The organism is Enterobacter sp. NFIX58, from assembly GCF_900110475.1.
In the GTDB taxonomy this organism is placed as follows: domain Bacteria; phylum Pseudomonadota; class Gammaproteobacteria; order Enterobacterales; family Enterobacteriaceae; genus Enterobacter; species Enterobacter quasiroggenkampii.
On record NZ_FODW01000001.1, the window covers coordinates 1328311 to 1350892 of the forward strand.

Below are 22582 nucleotides of genomic sequence, written 5' to 3' on the forward strand. Positions count from 1 at the left end.
TTCAGAAAGAAAGCGACGGGTACAAAAAAAGCACCCGCAGGTGCTTTCTTTCGAACCCAGTTTAACCGGCTGGCTAAACTCAGTTGCCGTAAATATTGGCGCGATCGCGCAGTTCTTTACCCGGCTTAAAGTGTGGAACGTACTTACCTTCCAGCTCGACTTTATCGCCAGTTTTCGGGTTACGCCCGGTACGTGGAGCACGATAGTGCAGAGAAAAACTACCGAAACCGCGGATTTCAATGCGCTCGCCCTGGGCAAGAGTGGAGGCCATATGCTCCAGCATCTCTTTTACGGCATCTTCCACTGCTTTGGCAGGGATATGCGGTTGCTGACTGGCAAGTCTTTCAATCAATTCTGACTTGGTCATGATTCCTCCGGTTCCTTTCAAACCAATTAGCTGAACAGCTCATTAAACAAGGGCGGCCGTAGCCGCCCTTTGTTATTGATTACAGGACGAATCCTGTAATCTGTCAAGTTTGCTCCTCATCCTTCGCGCTGTAAATGCACTACAGCGCACATGATGCTGAGAACCTGATATTACTCGCCTTTAGCTGCTTTGAAAGCTTCAGCCATTGCGTTGTTAGAGAAGTTTGCATCTTCCTGTTTGTTAACAGTTGCGATTGCATCTTTCTCATCAGCTTCGTCTTTAGCACGAACAGACAGGCTGATTGCACGGTTCTTACGGTCAACACCGGTGAACTTAGCTTCAACGTCGTCGCCTACGTTCAGAACCAGAGTGGCATCTTCAACGCGGTCACGGGAAGCTTCAGAAGCGCGCAGGTAACCTTCAACGCCGTCAGCCAGTTCTACGGTTGCGCCTTTAGCGTCAACTGCAGTCACTTTACCGTTTACGATTGCGCCTTTCTTGTTCAGTGCAACCCAGTTGTTGAACGGATCTTCTGCGAGCTGTTTAACGCCCAGGGAGATACGCTCACGCTCTGCGTCAACCTGCAGAACAACTGCAGCGATTTCGTCGCCTTTTTTGTATTCACGAACTGCTTCTTCGCCTGCAACGTTCCAGGAGATGTCAGACAGGTGAACCAGGCCATCGATGCCGCCGTCCAGGCCGATGAAGATACCGAAGTCAGTGATAGACTTGATTTTACCTTCAACACGGTCACCCTTGTTGTGGGTTTCCGCGAACTGCTGCCATGGGTTGTTTTTGCACTGCTTCAGGCCCAGGGAGATACGACGACGTTCTTCGTCGATATCCAGAACCATCACTTCCACTACGTCACCAACGTTAACAACTTTGGATGGGTGGATGTTTTTGTTGGTCCAGTCCATTTCGGAAACGTGCACCAGACCTTCAACGCCTTCTTCGATTTCAACGAAGCAGCCGTAGTCAGTCAGGTTGGTTACGCGACCAGTCAGTTTAGTACCTTCTGGGTAACGCTTAGCGATAGCTACCCATGGATCTTCGCCCAGCTGTTTCAGGCCGAGGGATACACGAGTACGCTCGCGGTCGAACTTCAGCACTTTAACAGTGATTTCGTCGCCCACGTTCACGATTTCGCTTGGGTGCTTAACGCGTTTCCACGCCATGTCGGTGATGTGCAGCAGGCCATCAACGCCGCCCAGGTCAACGAATGCGCCGTAGTCAGTGAGGTTCTTAACGATACCTTTGACTTCCATGCCTTCCTGCAGGTTTTCCAGCAGCTGATCGCGTTCTGCGCTGTTTTCGGATTCGATAACGGCACGACGGGAAACAACAACGTTGTTACGCTTCTGGTCCAGCTTGATTACTTTGAACTCAAGCTCTTTGCCTTCCAGGTGCAGGGTGTCACGAACTGGACGAACGTCTACCAGAGAACCTGGCAGGAACGCACGAATACCATTCAGCTCAACAGTGAAGCCACCTTTAACTTTGCCGTTGATAACACCGACCACAGTTTCAGCTTCTTCGTAAGCTTTTTCCAGCGTGATCCATGCTTCGTGACGTTTCGCTTTCTCACGAGAAAGCAGGGTTTCACCGAAGCCGTCTTCTACTGCGTCCAGAGCAACGTCAACTTCGTCGCCAACCTGGATTTCCAGCTCGCCCTGGGCGTTTTTGAACTGCTCTGCCGGAATGGCGGACTCAGATTTCAGACCGGCGTCAACCAGTACTACGTCTTTGTCGATAGCAACAACAACACCGCGAACGATGGAACCCGGGCGGGTTTCGATTTCTTTTAAGGATTCTTCAAACAGTTGAGCAAAAGATTCAGTCATGTTTAATCTTCAGGTTAATATTAACGTCCACCTGGCTCCGTGCCGGATGGGGTTGTTTCACATACCCGCCGTCAATCCTTTGCAGCGGGGGTACTGCTAAATCGGTCGCGATTACGCGAGTGCCAGTTTTTGGTGTGCATATTGTAGCGCTTTTTCAATCACTTGCTCAATAGTTAAACTGGTTGAATCCAGAACTAATGCATCTTCTGCTGGAACAAGTGGGGCGACGGCACGGTTACGATCGCGGTCATCGCGCTCTTTTATCTCGGATAAAAGGCGATCAAAGTTAACACTAAACCCCTTTTCCTGCAACTGAAGCATGCGGCGTTGAGCACGTTCTTCCGAAGAGGCGTCAAGGAAAATTTTCACAGGTGCATCAGGGAATACCACGGTTCCCATATCGCGTCCGTCTGCGATCAAGCCCGGTGCTTCACGAAACGCGCGTTGACGACGTAACAGCGCCTCACGAACGCGCGGGAAGGCTGCTACCTGGGAGGCCGCATTCGCCACTTCCTGAGTACGAATTTCCCCGCTCACGTCTTCCCCTTCAAGGATGACTTCCAGGTTGCCATTGGTCGATACGAAACGCACATCAAGATGCGCAGCCAGCGGTACCAGCGCTTCTTCTGACGCCACGTCCACATGATGATGCAGCGCAGCCAGAGCCAGCACGCGATAGATTGCTCCCGAATCTAAAAGATGCCATTGCAACGCTTCCGCCATCGCTTTGCACAGAGTCCCTTTCCCTGCGCCACTCGGCCCATCAATGGTGATTACCGGGGCAATTGCCGTCATCTTTTTCTCCTTAAATAAGGCATACCGTTTACATGAACGCCGCGCATTATACGCGTCAACGTGCGCAACTGTTACCTTTGCGTGCAAATTACGGATTGATTGAAGCAGAGTGTAGAAGAAATGAACGGAAGTGTTCGTCTGGAAGCGTAAGGAAATGCCGCATCGGGTGATGCGGCAGGCGTTATCAGGCCAGCGTGCTAATGCGTGCCAGCTGTTCGAAGTAGTCAGGGAACGTTTTCGCCGTACATTTTGGATCAAGAATGGTGACAGGCGTGTCTGACAACGCCACCAGCGAGAAGCACATCGCCATACGGTGATCGTTGTAGGTTCCGATCTCGGCAACCTGCAGTTTTGCAGGAGGCGTGACGCGAATGTAGTCTTCACCCTCTTCCACCTCAGCGCCGACCTTACGCAGCTCAGTCGCCATCGCGAACAATCGGTCGGTTTCTTTTACGCGCCAGTTGTAGATATTACGCAGCGTGGTGGTGCCTTTTGCAAACAGCGCCGCTGTGGCAATGGTCATCGCCGCATCCGGAATATGGTTCATGTCCATGTCGATGGCCTTCAGCTCGCCGCGGGTACAGGAGATGAAATCATCGCCCCAGGTCACAACCGCGCCCATTTTCTCCAGCACGTCCGCAAAACGGATATCGCCCTGCACGCTGTTGCGGCCAATACCGGTCACCTTCACGGTACCGCCTTTGATGGCGCCCGCCGCCAGGAAGTAAGAAGCCGACGAGGCGTCGCCTTCAACAAGATAGCTGCCCGGAGACTGGTACTGCTGCGCACCACGTACTACGAAGCGCTGATAAGACTGGTTTTCCACCTCGACGCCGAAGGTTTTCATCAGGTGCAGCGTGATATCGATATACGGTTTGGAGACCAGCTCGCCTTTAATCGTAATTACCGTATCCTGCGGTGCCAGCGGCGCGGTCATCAGCAGGGCGGTCAGGAACTGGCTTGAAACGCTGCCGTCAACCTCGACGTGACCGCCGGTAAAGCCCCCGCGCAGACGCAGTGGCGGATAATTTTCCTGCTCCAGATACTCAATCTGCGCGCCGCCCTGACGCAGGGCATCCACCAGATGGCCAATCGGACGCTCTTTCATGCGCGGCTCACCGGTCAGCACAATGTTGTTGCGCCCAAGACACAGAGCCGCCGCCAGCGGACGCATCGCGGTACCCGCGTTGCCCAGAAACAGCTCAAGCTCTTCACCCGTCTGCAGCGCGCCGCCATTGCCGGTCACTTCGCAGCGGGTGCGATCGTCGGAGAGAGTGTAATGAACGCCCAACGCTTTCAGCGCATTGAGCATATGGCGCACGTCATCGCTGTCCAGCAGGTTTGTAAGGACGGTGGTGCCGTTTGCCAGTGCTGCCAGCAGCAGAGCGCGGTTCGAGACACTTTTTGAACCAGGCAGATTAATGGTGCCATCTACCCGCGCGATAGGTTGTAACGTCAGGGATTCCATGAAAACTTAACTCTCAACTCAACATAATAAAAACCCCGCAGCAGGGCTACGGGGGTGAAAACAGCGCAATTAACCGTGGCGACGTTCGAAGTCGATCATGAAATCGGTCAGAGCTTTAACGCCTTCCAGCGGCATCGCGTTATAGATGGAGGCACGCATGCCGCCCACGACACGGTGACCTTTGAGCGCGTGCAGGCCTGCCGCGAAGGACTCTTCCAGGAACACTTTATCCAGGTTGCTGTCCGCCAGCTGGAACGGCACGTTCATGCGGGAACGGTTAGCTTTCGCCACATCGTTGCGGTAGAAATCGCTCTTGTCGATCACGCCATACAGCAGTTCGGCTTTCTGCTGATTCACTTTGTCCATCTGCGCCACACCGCCGTTTTGCTTCAGCCATTTGAAGACCAGGCCGGAGAGGTACCAGGCAAACGTCGGTGGGGTGTTGAACATAGAATCGTTGTCGTTCAGCACGGTGTAATCAAGAATCGACGGGCAGGATGTATGCGCTTTACCCAGCAGATCTTCACGCACGATAACAATCGTCAGGCCTGCAGGGCCGATATTTTTCTGTGCGCCCGCGTAGATCACGCCATAACGGCTGACGTCAATTGGCGCAGACAGAATGGTGGAGGAGAAGTCAGCGGCAACCACGACATCGCTGCCGAAGTTTGGCGTCTCGTCGATGGCAATGCCGTCAATGGTTTCGTTCGGGCAGTAGTGCAGATACGCGGCGTTATCAGAAAGCTGCCACTCGCTCATTGGCTTCACGGCGCGCAGGCCGTCAACAGTCACTTTGGCGTCGATCACATTCGGCGTGCAGTATTTGTGCGCTTCTTTCACCGCACTGGCCGCCCAGTAGCCTGCGTCAACGTAGTCTGCCGTCGTTTTATCGCCCAGGATGTTCAGCGGTACGCCCGCAAACTGGCCGCGCCCGCCGCCGTGACAGAACAATACTTTGTAGTTCGAGGGAATATTCAGCAGATCGCGAAAATCCTTTTCTGCCTCTTCCGCCACCTGAATAAACTCTTTACCCCGGTGGCTGATTTCCATCACCGACGTACCGAGACCGTTCCAGTCACAAAGTTCCTGTTGAGCCTGTTTAAGCACGTCTGCCGGTAACATTGCCGGACCTGAACTGAAATTAAAGACTTGAGCCATTTCCCCTCACCACGCTAAAAGCCATAAGTTATAACTGTGGATATCGGTTTTATCATTCAGTGACACGCGCCGCAATGTCTAAAACTTATGACCCGTGAAATGTGCCCCACGTCACACAAAACAATCTGCCGCCTCGCCAGGACAAAACCGACAAAATGGCTGTCAGGTGATGCGTTTAGCCCGGCTAACCTTCGTCCATTCCGGATTTGCACAGCGGGGGCATAATTGACGATCCCCCGGCTGCATCGCGACGACATGGCTACATCTCACGCAGGCATACTCGCCTGACTCAGGTACGGTTCTGAAACGCTCGATCAGCATATCCGGCAGAATGCACAGTCCCGGCCTCACCTCATCGTCAGAATAGTAATAGACGCTAATCTGCCCGTTGGTTTCCATGATCGCCAGACGCACCTGCCCGAGCTGTTCCACGCTGTTGAGGCGTAGCTCCATAAAGAACTCAAACTCGGTCATATTGGCGCTCTGAACGTTTTCCCAGGCCAACTGACCGTCCTCGACGATAACGACCGGCTTCCCTTCAAGCAGATCTTCCAGCTTTTCACTTTTCGACATCAGCCACATGACAAGCCGGTAAAGCAGCGCCAGGGAGACAAAAACGATGAAGACCGGCACCATCGGCACATCATCATAGAAGGCGACATCCCCCGCCGCGGAACCCAGCGTCAGGATAATCAACACTTCAAAGAGCGACATCTGCCGTACGCCACGGCGGCCCGTGATTTTGAGAAACAGGAAGACGAGGACGAAGGTATACAGGCTGCGAAGCGCGACTTCGCCTAAAAACTCTGGAGGGACTTTATCAAACGCCATCCGCTGGAGATCAAACGCTTTCATTTTTCTATGCCTTAACAGTAGGTTACTGAGTGTAAGCATAGCTCAGGCATTTATTTTCGCCGAAGATAGCACCCGTCACGCAAAACCCGTATCATTGCGCGCTTTACGTACGATAAAAGTGAACGCCATGACTCAAACGTTTATCCCCGGCAAAGACGCCGCTCTGGAAGATTCCATCGCTCGCTTCCAGCAGAAACTGACCGACCTGGGTTTTAACATCGAAGAAGCCTCCTGGCTCAATCCGGTGCCTCATGTCTGGTCCGTGCATATTCGCGATAAAGACTGTGCCCTGTGCTTTACCAACGGTAAAGGCGCGACGAAAAAAGCGGCACTGGCCTCCGCGCTGGGTGAGTATTTTGAGCGTCTGTCCACCAACTATTTCTTCGCTGACTTCTGGCTGGGCGAAACCATCGCCAACGGCCCGTTCGTTCACTATCCGAACGAAAAATGGTTCCCACTGACGGAAGACGACGAACTGCCGGAAGGTATTCTCGACGCGCGTCTGCGTGCTTTCTACGATCCGGAAAACGAACTGACCGCCAGCATGCTGATCGATCTGCAGTCCGGAAACGACGATCGCGGTATTTGCGCCCTGCCCTTTACCCGTCAGTCTGACGAGCAGACCGTCTATATCCCGATGAACATCGTCGGCAACCTGTATGTGTCTAACGGCATGTCCGCCGGTAACACCCGCAATGAAGCGCGCGTGCAGGGTCTGTCTGAAGTCTTCGAGCGTCACATCAAAAACCGCATTATTGCCGAATCCATCAGCCTGCCTGAAATTCCGGCAGACGTGCTGGCGCGCTACCCGGGCGTGGTGGAATCCATCGCCAAACTGGAAGCAGAAGGTTTCCCAATCTTCGCGTATGACGGCTCGCTGGGCGGCAAGTATCCGGTGATCTGCGTCGTGCTGTTTAACCCGACCAACGGTACCTGCTTCGCCTCCTTCGGCGCGCACCCGGACTTCGGCGTGGCGCTGGAGCGTACCGTCACTGAGCTGCTGCAGGGCCGTAGCCTGAAAGATCTCGACGTGTTTACGCCGCCAACGTTTGACGATGAAGAAGTGGCCGAGCATACCAACCTCGAAACCCACTTCATCGATTCCAGCGGCTTAATTTCCTGGGATATGTTCAAGCAGGACGCGGACTATCCGTTCGTGGACTGGAGCTTCGCCGGTACCACGGAAGAAGAGTTCGCCACGCTGATGGCGATCTTCAACGCGGAAGACCAGGAAGTGTACATTGCCGATTACGAGCACCTGGGCGTTTACGCGTGCCGCATCATCGTGCCTGGCATGTCTGACATCTACCCCGCTGAAGACCTGTGGCTGGCGAACAACAGCATGGGCACCCATCTGCGCGAAACGCTGCTGGCTCTGCCGGGCAGTGAATGGGAGAAAGAAGATTACCTGAACCTGATCGCCCAACTGGACGAAGAAGGCCACGATGACTTCACCCGCGTACGCGAACTCCTGGGTCTGGCGACCGGTAAAGATAACGGCTGGTATACCCTGCGTATCGGTGAACTGAAAGCAATGCTGGCTCTGGCGGGTGGCGATCTGGATCAGGCCCTGGCCTGGACCGAGTGGACCATGGAGTTCAACCAGTCGGTCTTCTCTGCCGAGCGCACCAATTATTACCGTTGCCTGCAAACCCTGCTGCTGCTTGCACAGGAAGAGGATCGCGAACCGCTGCAATACCTGAATGCTTTCGTGTGTATGTACGGGGCTGAGGCCGTTGAAGCAGCCAGCGCGGCCCTGAGCGGCGAAGCGCCGTTCTATGGCCTGCAGGCTGTTGATAGCGATCTGAAAGCCTTCCCGGCGCATCAGTCACTGCTGAAGGCCTACGAAAAGCTGCAGAAAGCAAAAGCTGCTTACTGGTCAAAATAAGCGCATATAACATTACCAGCAGTAGGCGTATTCAATCGTCTGGGCTATATTACGGGGCAATTTCATTGCCCCGTTTTTTATTTTCTTCGGCAATGATTGTTGATTGTAATAATAAAGTTAAACACGGGTAAATATAATAATATTGATCTGGGCTTTACTGTTACTTTTTATGGTTAATACTCCATATTAATTAACTGATAAAGAGGTGGCTGAACGAAAAAATTCAACTCTTTTCATAACTTTTAAAATTTATTTTTATACGGATAATCAAACACTTACTCCGCATTTGCTGTAAATCTATACACACTGCGGGCCTATAAGCCAGGCGAGATATGATCTATATCAATTTCTCTTCTATAATGCTTTGTTAGTATCTCGTCGCCGACTTAATAAAGAGAGAGTTAGTGTGAAAGCTGACAACCCTTTTGATCTTTTACTCCCTGCTGCGATGGCCAAAGTTGCCGAAGAAGCAGGTGTCTATAAAGCAACGAAACACCCGATGAAGACGTTCTATCTGGCGATCACGGCTGGTGTGTTCATCTCTATCGCTTTCGTCTTCTACATCACCGCCACCACCGGTACTGCCGGAATGCCTTTCGGCATGGCCAAACTGATTGGCGGCATTTGTTTCTCACTGGGTCTGATTCTTTGCGTCATTTGCGGCGCCGACCTCTTCACCTCAACGGTGCTGATTGTCGTGGCAAAGGCCAGCGGAAGAATTACCTGGGGTCAGCTGGCACGTAACTGGCTTAATGTTTACGTGGGTAACCTGGTTGGCTGTCTGCTCTTTGTTTTGTTGATGTGGCTTTCTGGCGAGTACATGACCGCCAACGGTGGCTGGGGCCTTAACGTCCTGCAAACCGCCGACCACAAAATGCACCACACATTTATCGAAGCCGTTGCTCTCGGCATCCTCGCTAACCTGATGGTCTGCCTGGCTGTATGGATGAGCTACTCGGGTCGTAGCCTGATGGACAAAGCCTTAATTATGGTTCTGCCGGTTGCGATGTTCGTTGCCAGCGGCTTTGAGCACAGTATCGCGAATATGTTCATGATCCCAATGGGCATTGTTATCCGCGACTTTGCGAGCCCGGAGTTCTGGACCGCAGTTGGTTCATCCCCGGAAAGTTTCTCTCACCTGACTATTATGAATTTCATTACTGATAACCTGATCCCTGTCACTATCGGGAACATTATCGGTGGGGGTCTGTTAGTTGGGTTGACATACTGGGTCATTTACCTGCGTGGCGACGATCATCATTGATGGTTTTCTCAGGCAGTAAATAAAAAATCCACTTAAGAAGGTAGGTGTTACATGTCCGAGCTTAATGAAAAGTTAGCCACAGCCTGGGAAGGTTTTGCGAAAGGTGACTGGCAGAATGAAGTAAACGTACGTGACTTCATCCAGAAAAACTATACCCCGTATGAAGGTGACGAATCCTTCCTGGCTGGCGCAACTGACGCGACCACCAAGCTGTGGGACAGCGTAATGGAAGGCGTTAAACTGGAAAACCGCACTCACGCGCCAGTTGATTTTGACACCTCCGTTGCTTCCACCATCACTTCTCACGATGCTGGCTATATCAACAAAGCCCTTGAGAAAATCGTTGGTCTGCAGACTGAAGCACCACTGAAACGCGCAATCATCCCGTTCGGTGGTATTAAAATGGTTGAAGGTTCCTGCAAAGCGTATAACCGCGAGCTGGACCCAATGCTGAAAAAAATCTTCACCGAATACCGCAAAACCCACAACCAGGGCGTATTCGATGTTTACACCAAAGACATTCTGAACTGCCGTAAATCTGGCGTTCTGACTGGTCTGCCAGATGCGTATGGCCGTGGCCGTATCATCGGTGACTACCGTCGCGTTGCGCTGTACGGTATCGACTTCCTGATGAAAGACAAGTACGCGCAGTTTGTTTCCCTGCAGTCCGATCTGGAAAACGGCGTAAACCTGGAAGCGACTATCCGTCTGCGTGAAGAGATCGCTGAACAGCACCGCGCGCTGGGTCAGATCAAAGAGATGGCGGCTAAATACGGCTGCGATATCTCTGGTCCTGCTACCAACGCTCAGGAAGCTATCCAGTGGACCTACTTCGGCTACCTGGCCGCAGTTAAGTCTCAGAACGGTGCAGCGATGTCCTTCGGTCGCGTATCCACCTTCCTGGATGCTTACATCGAACGTGACCTGAAAGCAGGCAAAATCACCGAACAAGACGCTCAGGAAATGATTGACCACCTGGTCATGAAACTGCGTATGGTTCGCTTCCTGCGTACGCCTGAATACGATGAGCTGTTCTCCGGTGACCCAATCTGGGCAACTGAATCCATCGGCGGTATGGGCGTTGACGGCCGTACTCTGGTGACCAAAAACAGCTTCCGCTTCCTGAACACCCTGTACACCATGGGTCCTTCTCCGGAGCCGAACATCACCGTTCTGTGGTCTGAAAAACTGCCTCTGAACTTCAAGAAATTCGCCGCTAAAGTGTCCATCGACACCTCTTCTCTGCAGTACGAGAACGATGACCTGATGCGTCCGGACTTCAACAACGACGATTACGCTATCGCTTGCTGCGTAAGCCCAATGGTTGTTGGTAAACAAATGCAGTTCTTCGGTGCGCGTGCAAACCTGGCAAAAACCATGCTGTACGCAATCAACGGCGGCGTTGATGAAAAACTGAAAATGCAGGTTGGTCCTAAGTCTGAGCCGATCAAAGGCGACGTTCTGAACTTCGACGAAGTGATGGACCGCATGGATCACTTCATGGACTGGCTGGCGAAACAGTACGTCACTGCGCTGAACGTTATCCACTACATGCACGACAAGTACAGCTACGAAGCTTCTCTGATGGCGCTGCACGACCGTGACGTTATCCGCACCATGGCGTGTGGTATCGCAGGTCTGTCCGTTGCTGCTGACTCCCTGTCTGCAATCAAATATGCGAAAGTTAAACCAATTCGTGACGAAGACGGTCTGGCTATCGACTTCGAAATCGAAGGCGAATATCCGCAGTTTGGTAACAACGATTCTCGTGTTGATGACATGGCGGTTGACCTGGTAGAACGTTTCATGAAGAAAATTCAGAAACTGACTACCTACCGTAACGCTATCCCGACTCAGTCTGTTCTGACCATCACCTCTAACGTTGTGTATGGTAAGAAAACCGGTAACACCCCAGACGGTCGTCGTGCTGGCGCGCCATTCGGCCCAGGTGCAAACCCAATGCACGGTCGTGACCAGAAAGGTGCGGTTGCCTCTCTGACTTCCGTTGCTAAACTGCCGTTTGCTTACGCGAAAGATGGTATCTCTTACACCTTCTCTATCGTGCCAAACGCGCTGGGTAAAGACGACGAAGTGCGTAAAACTAACCTCGCGGGTCTGATGGATGGTTACTTCCACCACGAAGCGTCCATCGAAGGTGGTCAGCACCTGAACGTGAACGTCATGAACCGTGAAATGCTGCTCGACGCGATGGAACACCCTGAGAAATATCCTCAGCTGACCATCCGCGTATCTGGCTACGCAGTACGTTTTAACTCCCTGACTAAAGAACAGCAGCAGGACGTTATCACCCGTACTTTCACTCAGTCCATGTAAGTGGAATTGACTGAAATCACGCGTTAACAAGCGTACAATAAAGGCTCCACGTCAGTGGGGCCTTTTTAGCACCCTCTCCACCTCAGTCTCTTTTGTCCGCTATCTATACTGAATGGATAACAGCCAAAACAGACTTAACACAGCCGGCTTTGAGCTGTGCATACACAGGCCCGGGACGGGCCGATGATGGAGATATCACCGCAATGTCAACTATTGGTCGTATTCACTCCTTTGAATCCTGTGGCACCGTCGATGGCCCGGGTATCCGCTTTATCACCTTTTTCCAGGGCTGCCTGATGCGCTGCCTGTACTGCCATAACCGCGACACTTGGGACACGCACGGCGGTAAAGAAGTCACCGTCGACGATCTGATGAAAGAGGTGGTGACCTATCGCCACTTTATGAACGCCTCAGGTGGCGGTGTGACCGCATCCGGCGGTGAAGCCATTCTTCAGGCTGAATTTGTCCGCGACTGGTTCCGCGCCTGCCACAAAGAAGGCATTCATACCTGCCTGGATACCAATGGCTTTGTACGTCGCTACGATCCGGTGATTGATGAACTGCTCGAAGTGACCGATCTGGTGATGCTCGATCTCAAACAGATGAACGATGAGATCCACCAGAACCTGGTGGGCGTCTCCAACCACCGCACGCTGGAGTTTGCCAAATACATTGCCGATAAAGGCATCAAAACCTGGATCCGCTACGTGGTGGTACCAGGCTGGTCAGATGACGACGACTCCGCGCACCGCCTGGGGGAATTCACACGCGACATGGGCAACGTCGAGAAAATCGAACTTCTGCCCTATCACGAGCTGGGTAAACATAAATGGGTGGCCATGGGTGAAGAGTACAAGCTCGATGGCGTGAAGCCGCCGAAAAAAGAGACGATGGAACGCGTCAAAGGTATTCTTGAACAGTATGGTCACAAGGTGATGTATTAAAGAAAAGGCCCGGTAAAAAACGGGCCTTTTTATATGCTATTTAAAGACGCCGTTAATAACGGACGTCACAATCGCAGTACTCAGCGCAATTAAGACCAGGTCGTCACCCACTACGCGCCATTCATAACCGGGATAGGAAGGAAGCTGGTCCAGCATTGAGGCCGGCACGGCCTTCTTCGCAATACCCGGAGGCAGTGGTTTGCCGCGCGCCAGGTTTTTTGCGATCCCCGGAGGCAGAGACTTATAGCCCGTTAAGCCGTAATTCACGGCCAGATGGCGGGCATGATCGAAGCTCACGCGAGCATCAACGTCATTACCGACATCTTTGCTGTTTTTAACACCCTTATCCGATTTACCAGGGTTATCCTGACCGTTAATTTGCTTATTACCATGGTTACCGGCGTTACCAGAATTCCCGTTACCATGATTGCCGCTGTTACCCTGTCCGCCTCCGTTTCCGTGACCATTGCCATTCCCGTTGCCAGGATTAGCCATGACCGGAGCCGTTGCAAACGTTAAAGACAACACTACGGCCAGTGCGGTAGTGGAAAAACGACGTATAGACATGATTGCTGCCTTATTGTGGTAGGACTCACCTGAATTATCGTCCGGCGCAATAAACAAACAATAAGTAAAACTCTGAGTTGTGATGGGGACAAAAAAGCCTGTCATCGACAGGCTTTTAATTCATCAGGCATGTGCCACCGGCGTTGGATGTTCGCCCGCTTTACGCAGCAGCATTAACAGATAAATAAACGACACGCTGGCGATCATGATAAACAGTAAATTATCGGAGTAATTCTGCATCAGCATCGCGGTAAACGTCGGCCCTAACAGGCTGCCGATGGTATAGCTCAGTAACAGCGCCTGGTTCATTGCCACCAACTGGTGATGCTCAACTTTCTCACAGGCCCAGGCCATCGCGACGGGATAGAGCGTAAAGCCAGCAGCCCCGAGAATGAACAGCGCAGGCGCCATCGCGGCGTTGCTGAGCATAGCAAGACAGCCCATGATCACCACGAAGACCTGAACGCGCAGCACCAGCAGACGTCCAAAGCGGTCCGCCAGGCGGCCAATTGGCCACTGCCCCACAATACCCGCACTCACCATCACCGCCATCCAGAAACCAATCCCGGAGTCGCTGACGCCCTGATGGTTAAGATAGAGTGGCATCAGGCCATAGAGCGAGCCGAGGACAATCCCCGAGATAATGCAGCCGTTAACGCCCAGACGCGCCTGACGCAGCCTCAGCATTGGCCAGACGTGGGTTGCTTCCTGGTGTTCGCTATTCTGGTTCACAATGCGCGTAAAGAGCAGCGGCAGGATCGCGGCCAGCACCATACCGGTCACCCACGGCAGAACGCTCATCAGGTCGGTTGGCAGCTTACTCACCATCAGTTGTCCCAGCACGGTGCCGACGTAATAAACCATCATGTAGGCAGCCAGCAGGCGTCCGCGGTTGCGGGAGGTGCCGCTGCACATCAGCGCACTTTCAACGACCACCCAAATCATCGCGCAGCCGACACCGGCGATAAAGCGCCATGCCATCCAGCTCCAGAAGCCGACCATCAGGCCCAGCCCCGCACATCCGGCGGCGAAAATCAGCGAGGCCAGATAATAGCTGCGGTTAAAGCCAAAGCGCTTGATCAGGCTCCCGGTCACCAGCGTACCCAGCAGGTTCCCGGTAAAAAAGGACGAGCTGACCATACCCACCTGCCAGGTCGGTAAGTTTTCATGGGCGAGCCACAGCGGGACGAGCGTATTTAACACTGCGATCGCCAGGGTCAACAGAAGCAGGCCACAGAGCAACAGCAGCACTGGCCGGGTATAGGTGGTCATGGATTAAAAAGCCGTGAGGAAGTTCAGATTTCGTGCGCATCATGCCACTGGCAAAAACAAAGTCAATCCACTGATTTAGCCGCCTCGCACAATATGTTCCCTGTCGATTTAAAAAACTTATCCTGCTAATGCCACGCCTGCTATAGATATTAATTATGTCTCTGTTTTCATTTATTAATGGGCAAAATTAAAACAAAACGACAGTCGAAAAATTTCATGATCGAAAAAAGAAAAAGCCGGGCACTCAGGCCCGGCTTGATATAACCAAATACAACATTAACTGGCGATAGCCATACCTACAGTCATATGCAACCCGTAGAACACGCCGCGACCAATCAGTTCACCCGCCAGTACCAGCACAAAAGCCAGTGACAACAGCGGCAGCGCAGGTTGATAGCCTTTAAGCTGAGGAGCAATCCAGAATACCAGCGCAGCGACCAGCAGGACGATACGCCAGGCCATCAGCGCACCGTAGTCCGGCACCAGGGCAGAGGCCTGCTGGATAGAGCTGTGAATGGTTGCCAGTTCAGAACCCTGCATCAGGGCGACCATCGCACTCACTACCAGCGCCAGAAGCGAAACAGCGGGCAGCAAACGCATAGCCCATCCGTCGACACCCGCCACGCGCAGCAGCAGGTAGCCCAGCAGCGGCCCGCCGATAAACATCGTCAGGAAGAAGCTCATTGGCGTCCAGACGTTGTACCAGGTGGGGACGGTATCAATGGTGTTATAGACACGCACCATCATCCACACGAACACCACGCCCAGCACCATAGTCAGGATCAGCCACAGGCTGCGCAGACCCGCAGGCAACTTCTTCATAGCGGCCAGCAGCCAGCCTAGCCCACCGACGGCAAAGAAAATTGCGCCACTGGCAATCTCGTTACTCAGTGATGAGGCCCCCACGCGGTTCAGAGAGTTAAACGCGCGCATCGGCGAGCCCAGGTGCAGCGTTGAGGCGATAAAGCCAATCCCCATCAGCACCCACAGGCCAAACATGCTCAACACTAAACGCTGCTGCTGTTCAGCATTGAGCTGACCTTTCAACAACGCCAGCGCGAGCACAATGAAGCCGCCCGCCACACACTGACCAAAGACCGTGAAGATCATCAGCGGCCATTCATGCCATCCACTTCCCATCTCACACCTCCTTCGGGTTTGCCAGGTAGCCGGTGGTGTCACCTGTAGGACGGCTGTTGGCGTTAGGTTTAATCACAATACTCGGCTTCGTGAAGTGCGCAGACGGCAGCGGTGCCACGGCGGCGAGCTGACCGTGTTTCTGACGCAGCTCTTCAATCGGGCCGAAGTCCAGCGCGCGCAGCGGACAGGACTCGACGCAAATCGGCTTTTTGCCATCCGCTACGCGGGTGTGGCAACCATCGCATTTGGTCATGTGACCTTTAGCGGCATTGTACTGCGGCGCGCCGTACGGACAGGCCATATGGCAGTAGCGACAGCCAATGCAGACATCTTCATCTACCACCACAAAGCCGTCTTCGCGCTTGTGCATCGCTCCGCTCGGACAGACCTTCGTGCAGGCAGGATCTTCACAGTGGTTACAGGCAATCGACAGGTAATACGCAAAGACGTTCTGATGCCAGACGCCGTTATCTTCCTGCCAGTCGCCCCCGGCGTATTCATAGATGCGACGGAAGCTCACGTCCGGCGTCAGGTCTTTGTAGTCTTTACAGGCCAGCTCGCAGGTTTTGCACCCGGTGCAACGGCTGGAATCAATAAAAAATCCATACTGGGTTGTCATCGGCTACTCCTTAAACCTTTTCAACCTGGACAAGGTTTGTGTGGGATGGGTTACCCTTCGCCAGCGGCGACGGACGCTGTGTGGTCAGTACGTTAATACTGCCCGCCTGGTCGATGCGGTTGGCATCCGGGCTGTACCAGGCCCCTTCCCCTAACGCCACCACGCCGGGCATCATGCGTGGGGTGACTTTGGCTTCAATATGCACCTCGCCGCGACCGTTGAAGATACGCACGCGATCGCCATTGCTGATGCCGCGCGCTTTCGCGTCCATCGGGTTAATCCACATCTCCTGGCGGCAGGCGGCCTTCAGCACGTCGACGTTACCGTAGGTAGAGTGAACACGCGCTTTGTAATGGAAGCCGGTCAGCTGCAGCGGGAATTTCGCCGTCAGCGGATCGTTATAGTTTTCAAAGCCCGGCGTGTAGATCGGCAGCGGATCGATAACGTCCCCTTCCGGCAGTTCCCAGGTTGACGCAATGTTTGCCAGCGCTTCGGAGTAGATTTCGATTTTGCCCGACGGCGTGGTCAGCGGGTTCGCCTGCGGATCTTCACGGAACGCTTTGTACGCCACGTGGTGCCCTTCCGGATCGCGCTGTTTGTACATCCCCTGCTTGCGGAAGGTATCAAAGTCCGGCAGGTCAGGAATCGCCTTACGGGAGAGTTCATGCAGATGGCGCATCCACCCTTCCTGAGTACGTCCCTCGGTAAACTGTTGCTCAACGCCAAGACGTTTCGCCAGCTCAGAGGTCATCTCATAAATGGTTTTGCACTCAAAGCGCGGTTTAATCGCCTGGTCGGTAAAGATCACGTAGGACATGTTGCCGCAGGAGGCGTCCAGCGCGAAATCCATCTGCTCAGAGGCGGTGCAGTCCGGCAGCAGGATATCGGCATATTTTGCCGAGGAGGTCATGTGGCAGTCGATCACCACAATCATCTCGCACTTCTTGTCGTCCTGCAGGATTTCATGGGTGCGGTTGATTTCGGAGTGCTGGTTGATGAGACAGTTACCGGCATAGTTCCAGATCATCTTGATCGGCACGTCCAGCTTGTCCTTGCCGCGCACGCCGTCGCGCAGAGCGGTCATTTCCGGGCCGCGTTCAATCGCATCGGTCCACATAAACATGGAGATGGTGGTCTGAACCGGGTTATCCAGCGTCGGCATACGTTCGAAGGGCACTTCATATGAACCTTCACGCGCGCCGGTGTTACCGCCGTGAATGCCGACGTTGCCGGTCAGAATGGAGAGCATGGAGATGGCACGGGTCGCGATTTCGCCGTTCGCATGACGCTGCGGACCCCAGCCCTGGCTGATATAGGCCGGTTTGGCTGAGCCAATCTCGCGCGCCAGCTGAACGATACGCTCTGCCGGGATGCCGGTGATGGTGGAGGCCCACTCCGGCGTTTTCGCCACGCCGTCGCTGCCCTGTCCGAGAATATACGCCTTGTAGTGACCGTTTGCCGGCGCGCTGGCGGGCAGCGTTTTCTCGTCATAGCCGACGCAGTATTTATCCAGGAAAGGCTGATCAACAAGGTTTTCGGTGATCATCACCCACGCGAGCGCTGAGACCAGCGCGGCATCGGTACCCGGACGGATTGGGATCCACTCGTCTTCACGTCCGGCACCGGTGTCGGTATAGCGCGGATCGATGATGATCATGCGGGCATTGGATTTGGCGCGTGCCTGTTCGAGGTAGTAGGTCACCCCGCCACCGCTCATGCGGGTTTCACCCGGGTTGTTACCGAACAGCACGACCAGCTTACTGTTTTCGATATCGGACGGGCTGTTGCCGTCAGCCCAGCCGCCGTAGGTGTAGTTCAGTCCTGCCGCGATCTGCGCAGAGGAGTAGTCGCCATAGTGATTGAGATAACCGCCGCAGCAGTTCATCAGGCGCGCCACCAGCGTTTTTCCCGGTGGCCAGGAGCGGGTCAGCGTGCCGCCAAGCGTCCCGGTACCGTAGTTCAGGTAGATAGATTCGTTACCGTACTCTTTAATCAAACGCTGCATGTTGGTGGCGATGATATCGTAGGCTTCGTCCCAGCTAATCCGCTCGAATTTCCCTTCCCCACGCTTACCGACGCGCTTCATCGGGTATTTCAGGCGGTCCGGATTATAGACGCGACGACGCATGGAACGACCACGCAGGCAGGCACGGACCTGATGTAACCCTTCGTAGTTATCGTCACCAGTATTGTCGGTTTCGACATATTTAATTTCACCGTCCACCACATGCATACGCAGCGGACAACGGCTACCGCAGTTGACGGTACAGGCACTCCACACCACTTTTTCCGGCGAAGTGGCCGGAGACAGAGCCTCTGCCGCCGACGCCAGTCGGGTAAAGGGGAGCGAGAAGGCACTGCTGGCTACGGCCAGGCCGCCTATGGCCGTGGTTTTCATCAACCCACGGCGAGTGACCTCGGCAGCCATTAATGCTTCAGGCGCGTTGATTTTCATAGAGACTCACTTTGGTTGCTCACAAAGAAAAGAGAGGCGGCGCAAACCGCTATGTAGTTTTATATATAACGAATTTTTTCGTTATCAGCGTTTTATGCTGACTTTCATTCGGAGGAGTATTACTACTTTAGAGGGAGGGGTTATTGCGTCGTATCAAATCAAAGGCATAAAAAAAGCGCCCTGAGGCGCTTTTTTGTTTTAAGGCAAATATTAACCGATGTACTGCAGGCCTTTCATGTATGGACGCAGCACTTCAGGGATCTCGATACGACCGTCTGCCTGCTGGTAGTTTTCCAGCACGGCAACCAGGGTACGGCCCACAGCCAGACCAGAACCGTTCAGGGTATGCACCAGACGGGTTTTCTTGTCAGATTTGCTGCGGCAGCGTGCCTGCATGCGGCGCGCCTGGAAATCCCAGACGTTAGAGCAGGAGGAGATTTCACGGTAGGTGTTCTGCGCAGGCACCCATACTTCCAGATCGAAGGTTTTGCAGGCGCCAAAGCCCATATCACCGGTGCACAGCGCCATACGACGGTACGGCAGACCCAGCAGCTCCAGCACTTTCTCCGCGTGGCCGGTCATTTCTTCCAGCGCGTCCATGGACTCTTCAGGACGAACGATCTGCACCATCTCAACCTTGTCGAACTGGTGCATACGGATCAGACCGCGCGTGTCGCGACCGTAAGAACCGGCTTCAGAACGGAAGCACGGAGAGTGCGCCGTCAGTTTGATCGGCAGATCGTCTTCGTCGATGATCTCATCACGCACGAGGTTAGTCAGCGGCACTTCCGCGGTTGGGATCAGCGCGTAGTTGCTGCTGTCTGCTTCTTCGTCCAGCGGACGGGTATGGAACAGATCGCCGGCAAATTTCGGCAGCTGGCCCGTACCGTACAGCGTATCGTGGTTGACCAGATACGGCACGTAGGTTTCGCTGTAGCCATGCTGCTCGGTGTGCAGATCCAGCATGAACTGCGCCAGCGCACGGTGCAGATGGGCAATCTGGCCTTTCATCACCACGAAGCGAGAACCGGTCAGCTTAACCGCTGCCGCAAAATCCAGGCCCGCGTGCATTTCGCCCAGCGTCACGTGATCGCGCACCTCGAAGTCAAACTCACGAGGCGTACCCCAGCGTTTCACTTCAACGTTGTCGTTTTCATCTTTGCCGACAGGCACGCTGTCGTCAGGAATATTCGGGATAGCCAGGGCAATATCACGAATTTCGGCCTGAAGAACATCCAGCTCCGCTTTCGCCTGATCCAGTTCTTCACCCAGCTTGTTCACTTCCAGGCGTAATGGCTCAATATCTTCCCCGCGCGCTTTCGCCTGGCCGATGGATTTCGATCGAGAGTTACGCTCTGCCTGCAGATTTTCAGTTTGTACCTGCAGAACTTTACGACGCTCTTCAAGAGCGCGCAGCTTATCTACATCCAGCTTAAAGCCCCGGCGTGCCAGTTTTTCAGCGACTGCGTCTGGCTCATTACGCAGCAGATTGGGATCGAGCATGCTTATCCTGTGCTTATCGAATTAAAATAGGAAATGTGACCACAGCCTGCGGTCACAAGGATACAATTGCCAACATTACCGCAACGACTGAACTAACGGTAGCGTTTTATAGGGCTATTTTGATCCTGTCCGGCGAGCCAGGTGAGCTTTTCACCAATCTTGCCTTCAAGACCTCTGTTTGTGGGGTGATAATAGCGCGTTTGTGCCATCTCCTGCGGGAAATATTCCTCCCCGGCGGCGTAGGCATTGGGTTCATCATGAGCGTAGCGGTACTCCTGCCCATACCCCATCTCTTTCATCAGTTTGGTCGGCGCATTACGCAGATGAACCGGTACATCGTAGTCCGGGCGTTCGCGTGCGTCAGACATCGCGGCCTTAAACGCGGTATAGACGGCATTGCTTTTTGGCGCACAGGCCAGATAGACAATCGCCTGCGCAATGGCACGCTCGCCTTCCGCAGGTCCAACCCGGGTGAAACAGTCCCAGGCCGACAGAGCGACCTGCATGGCGCGAGGATCGGCATTGCCGACATCTTCTGAGGCAATCGCCAGACAGCGGCGCGCGACGTATAACGGATCGCCGCCCGCAGTGATAATACGCGCGTACCAGTACAGTGCCGCATCCGGCGCGCTGCCGCGCACGGACTTATGCAGGGCCGAAATGAGATCGTAAAAACGGTCACCTTTATTATCGAACCGCGCGCTGCGTTCCCCGGCAATTTCGGTGAGCAGTTCCGGCTTCAGCACCCGCTTGCCGGCATCGTCGACTTCGGCCATATCGGCCATCATCTCCAGCGTGTTCAGCGCCCGACGCGCATCGCCGTTAACCAGTTCCGCAATCGCACGACGCGTCTCGTCAGGCAGAACGATATCCTGCCCCCCGTAGCCGCGCGATTTGTCGTCCATCGCCTGAGTAAGAACCTTTTCGATATCCTCGGTCGTCAGCGATTTGAGCAGGTAAACGCGCGCGCGGGAAAGCAGCGCCGAGTTCAGCTCAAACGACGGGTTTTCGGTGGTCGCGCCGATGAAGAAGATCGTGCCGTCTTCAATGTGCGGCAGGAAAGCATCCTGCTGACTCTTGTTGAAGCGGTGGACTTCGTCCACAAAGAGAATGGTGCGCCGCCCGGCATTGCGGTTCTGCCGCGCACGCTCGATCGCTTCGCGGATCTCCTTCACGCCGGACGTCACCGCCGAGATACGTTCGACGTCTGCGTTGGCATAGCGGGCAATCACTTCAGCGAGGGTCGTTTTACCGGTGCCGGGTGGCCCCCAGAGGATCATGGAGTGCAAATGCCCCGCCTCAATGGCGCGCGGCAAGGGCTTACCGGCAGCCAGCAGGTGCTGCTGGCCGATGTACTGCGCTAAATTTTCTGGCCGCATACGTGCGGCCAGAGGTTGAAACGCGTTATCTGAAAAATCGAGCGACAGATTGCCCACTCACGCCTCTTACTTATTGCGTTGGTCGTCCACCGTTACGCCCTTCGGCGGGGTAAAGGTGAATTTCGATGCATCAACGGCGCCGTTCTGCTGAGACTTGAGCTGATAGCTGCTGCGCTGATCGTCCTGCTCAACCGCGCCGAACTGATTAATGGTACCGTTAGTGCTGACATTGATGGTGAACTGCTTCAGGTTGCCGTTGCTGCCTTTCGGCGTCAGGACAAATTCGTCACCTGTCTGTTTAATATTGTACTGCTGCCAGTCGCTGGCCTGGTTACGGGCAATCAGCATAAACGGCGTATTGCTGGTCGCATCCTTCAGCCAGGTCGCCGTGGCCTGCTCAACGAACGGGTTGAAGAACCATAGGGTTTTACCGTCAGAGACCAGGATGCTCTCATCCGGCTGGGTCATGTGCCAGTTGAAGAGATTGGGGCGTTTTACCCACAAATCTCCCTGACCTTCCTGCACCGCGTTGCCGCTGCCGTCCGTCACTTTTTGTGTGAAGCTGGCGTGGAAGCTGCTTACTTTATCCAGTCGGCTTTTAAGGTCGCTGGCTGCATCAGCCCAGACGCTGCTGGCGACAAAACTGGTGAGTAATGCACAGGCGATGGCGATTTTTTTCATTGTTATTCCTTAAAATACGTCTTCCCGATAGGGGGTTTCCGTCTTCTAT

Annotated in this window: 18 protein-coding genes; 4 read left to right on the plus strand and 14 right to left on the minus strand. The window is 54.0% G+C overall.

Annotated elements, in window-relative coordinates; all coding sequences use genetic code 11:
- Window positions 1-79 precede the first annotated feature (79 nt).
- The 6 genes from ihfB to BMW97_RS06620 all read right to left on the minus strand — a co-directional run bounded on the left by ihfB (window position 80) and on the right by BMW97_RS06620 (window position 6487).
- Entirely contained in the window at window positions 80-367 is a 288-nt protein-coding gene (gene ihfB, locus BMW97_RS06595; protein ID WP_008499965.1) for an integration host factor subunit beta, read from the minus strand.
- Between the two features lie 170 nt (window positions 368-537).
- Window positions 538-2211, minus strand: a complete 1674-nt coding sequence (gene rpsA / locus BMW97_RS06600) for a 30S ribosomal protein S1 (protein WP_008499966.1) — start codon at window positions 2209-2211, stop codon at window positions 538-540.
- 111 nt (window positions 2212-2322) lie between these two features.
- Entirely contained in the window at window positions 2323-3006 is a 684-nt protein-coding gene (gene cmk, locus BMW97_RS06605; RefSeq protein WP_045908386.1) for a (d)CMP kinase, read from the minus strand.
- Window positions 3007-3190: 184 nt separating this feature from the next.
- Window positions 3191-4474: a 3-phosphoshikimate 1-carboxyvinyltransferase gene (gene aroA / locus BMW97_RS06610; RefSeq protein ID WP_045908387.1), complete on the minus strand. Its 1284-nt coding sequence runs from the start codon at window positions 4472-4474 to the stop codon at window positions 3191-3193.
- A 69-nt stretch (window positions 4475-4543) separates the two neighbouring features.
- A complete protein-coding gene (gene serC, locus BMW97_RS06615) occupies window positions 4544-5632 on the minus strand; it encodes a 3-phosphoserine/phosphohydroxythreonine transaminase (RefSeq protein ID WP_045908388.1) in 1089 nt (362 codons plus the stop codon).
- Between the two features lie 162 nt (window positions 5633-5794).
- Window positions 5795-6487: a DUF421 domain-containing protein gene (locus BMW97_RS06620; protein WP_045908389.1), complete on the minus strand. Its 693-nt coding sequence runs from the start codon at window positions 6485-6487 to the stop codon at window positions 5795-5797.
- Between the two features lie 127 nt (window positions 6488-6614).
- Between BMW97_RS06620 and ycaO the strand changes: the two genes are divergently transcribed.
- The 4 genes from ycaO to pflA all read left to right on the plus strand — a co-directional run bounded on the left by ycaO (window position 6615) and on the right by pflA (window position 12917).
- Window positions 6615-8375, plus strand: a complete 1761-nt coding sequence (ycaO, locus tag BMW97_RS06625; RefSeq protein WP_175481431.1) for a 30S ribosomal protein S12 methylthiotransferase accessory factor YcaO — start codon at window positions 6615-6617, stop codon at window positions 8373-8375.
- Between the two features lie 406 nt (window positions 8376-8781).
- Window positions 8782-9639: a formate transporter FocA gene (focA, locus tag BMW97_RS06630; protein ID WP_008499974.1), complete on the plus strand. Its 858-nt coding sequence runs from the start codon at window positions 8782-8784 to the stop codon at window positions 9637-9639.
- A gap of 51 nt (window positions 9640-9690) precedes the next feature.
- A complete protein-coding gene (gene pflB / locus BMW97_RS06635; RefSeq protein WP_023310992.1) occupies window positions 9691-11973 on the plus strand; it encodes a formate C-acetyltransferase in 2283 nt (760 codons plus the stop codon).
- A gap of 203 nt (window positions 11974-12176) precedes the next feature.
- Window positions 12177-12917 (plus strand): pyruvate formate lyase 1-activating protein, encoded by a 741-nt coding sequence (pflA, locus tag BMW97_RS06640; protein WP_008499976.1) that lies wholly within the window; start codon window positions 12177-12179, stop codon window positions 12915-12917.
- Window positions 12918-12953: 36 nt separating this feature from the next.
- On the opposite strand, the gene BMW97_RS06645 is transcribed toward pflA, so the two are convergent.
- The 8 genes from BMW97_RS06645 to lolA form a co-directional block, all read right to left on the minus strand.
- The gene (locus BMW97_RS06645; protein WP_045908391.1) at window positions 12954-13484 is read right to left on the minus strand and encodes an anti-virulence regulator CigR family protein; all 531 of its coding nucleotides are present in this window, start codon (window positions 13482-13484) and stop codon (window positions 12954-12956) included.
- Window positions 13485-13607: 123 nt separating this feature from the next.
- Window positions 13608-14756 (minus strand): MFS transporter, encoded by a 1149-nt coding sequence (locus BMW97_RS06650; RefSeq protein WP_008499979.1) that lies wholly within the window; start codon window positions 14754-14756, stop codon window positions 13608-13610.
- Between the two features lie 276 nt (window positions 14757-15032).
- The gene (locus BMW97_RS06655) at window positions 15033-15896 is read right to left on the minus strand and encodes a dimethyl sulfoxide reductase anchor subunit family protein (protein WP_045908392.1); all 864 of its coding nucleotides are present in this window, start codon (window positions 15894-15896) and stop codon (window positions 15033-15035) included.
- Between the two features lies 1 nt (window position 15897).
- Window positions 15898-16515 carry a DMSO/selenate family reductase complex B subunit gene (locus BMW97_RS06660; protein ID WP_021240882.1) on the minus strand — a complete coding sequence of 206 codons (618 nt, stop codon included), beginning with the start codon at window positions 16513-16515 and terminating at the stop codon, window positions 15898-15900.
- Between the two features lie 10 nt (window positions 16516-16525).
- On the minus strand, window positions 16526-18970 hold the full coding sequence (gene dmsA / locus BMW97_RS06665) for a dimethylsulfoxide reductase subunit A (protein ID WP_090392606.1): 2445 nt from the start codon (window positions 18968-18970) through the stop codon (window positions 16526-16528).
- Window positions 18971-19180: 210 nt separating this feature from the next.
- Window positions 19181-20473 (minus strand): serine--tRNA ligase, encoded by a 1293-nt coding sequence (serS, locus tag BMW97_RS06670; protein WP_045908394.1) that lies wholly within the window; start codon window positions 20471-20473, stop codon window positions 19181-19183.
- Between the two features lie 92 nt (window positions 20474-20565).
- Window positions 20566-21909 carry a replication-associated recombination protein RarA gene (gene rarA, locus BMW97_RS06675; RefSeq protein WP_008499984.1) on the minus strand — a complete coding sequence of 448 codons (1344 nt, stop codon included), beginning with the start codon at window positions 21907-21909 and terminating at the stop codon, window positions 20566-20568.
- A 9-nt stretch (window positions 21910-21918) separates the two neighbouring features.
- On the minus strand, window positions 21919-22533 hold the full coding sequence (gene lolA, locus BMW97_RS06680; protein ID WP_024907806.1) for an outer membrane lipoprotein periplasmic chaperone LolA: 615 nt from the start codon (window positions 22531-22533) through the stop codon (window positions 21919-21921).
- Window positions 22534-22582 lie beyond the last annotated feature (49 nt).

Excerpts from the sequence above, each read along its gene's own strand:
- ihfB (WP_008499965.1), bottom strand. The coding sequence starts at position 367 with ATGACCAAGTCAGAATTGATTGAAAGACTTGCCAGTCAGCAACCGCAT.
- rpsA (WP_008499966.1), bottom strand. The coding sequence starts at position 2,211 with ATGACTGAATCTTTTGCTCAACTGTTTGAAGAATCCTTAAAAGAAATC.
- cmk (WP_045908386.1), bottom strand. The coding sequence starts at position 3,006 with ATGACGGCAATTGCCCCGGTAATCACCATTGATGGGCCGAGTGGCGCA.
- aroA (WP_045908387.1), bottom strand. The coding sequence starts at position 4,474 with ATGGAATCCCTGACGTTACAACCTATCGCGCGGGTAGATGGCACCATT.
- serC (WP_045908388.1), bottom strand. The coding sequence starts at position 5,632 with ATGGCTCAAGTCTTTAATTTCAGTTCAGGTCCGGCAATGTTACCGGCA.
- BMW97_RS06620 (WP_045908389.1), bottom strand. The coding sequence starts at position 6,487 with ATGAAAGCGTTTGATCTCCAGCGGATGGCGTTTGATAAAGTCCCTCCA.
- ycaO (WP_175481431.1), top strand. The coding sequence starts at position 6,615 with ATGACTCAAACGTTTATCCCCGGCAAAGACGCCGCTCTGGAAGATTCC.
- pflB (WP_023310992.1), top strand. The coding sequence starts at position 9,691 with ATGTCCGAGCTTAATGAAAAGTTAGCCACAGCCTGGGAAGGTTTTGCG.
- pflA (WP_008499976.1), top strand. The coding sequence starts at position 12,177 with ATGTCAACTATTGGTCGTATTCACTCCTTTGAATCCTGTGGCACCGTC.
- BMW97_RS06645 (WP_045908391.1), bottom strand. The coding sequence starts at position 13,484 with ATGTCTATACGTCGTTTTTCCACTACCGCACTGGCCGTAGTGTTGTCT.
- BMW97_RS06650 (WP_008499979.1), bottom strand. The coding sequence starts at position 14,756 with ATGACCACCTATACCCGGCCAGTGCTGCTGTTGCTCTGTGGCCTGCTT.
- BMW97_RS06655 (WP_045908392.1), bottom strand. The coding sequence starts at position 15,896 with ATGGGAAGTGGATGGCATGAATGGCCGCTGATGATCTTCACGGTCTTT.
- BMW97_RS06660 (WP_021240882.1), bottom strand. The coding sequence starts at position 16,515 with ATGACAACCCAGTATGGATTTTTTATTGATTCCAGCCGTTGCACCGGG.
- dmsA (WP_090392606.1), bottom strand. The coding sequence starts at position 18,970 with ATGAAAATCAACGCGCCTGAAGCATTAATGGCTGCCGAGGTCACTCGC.
- serS (WP_045908394.1), bottom strand. The coding sequence starts at position 20,473 with ATGCTCGATCCCAATCTGCTGCGTAATGAGCCAGACGCAGTCGCTGAA.
- lolA (WP_024907806.1), bottom strand. The coding sequence starts at position 22,533 with ATGAAAAAAATCGCCATCGCCTGTGCATTACTCACCAGTTTTGTCGCC.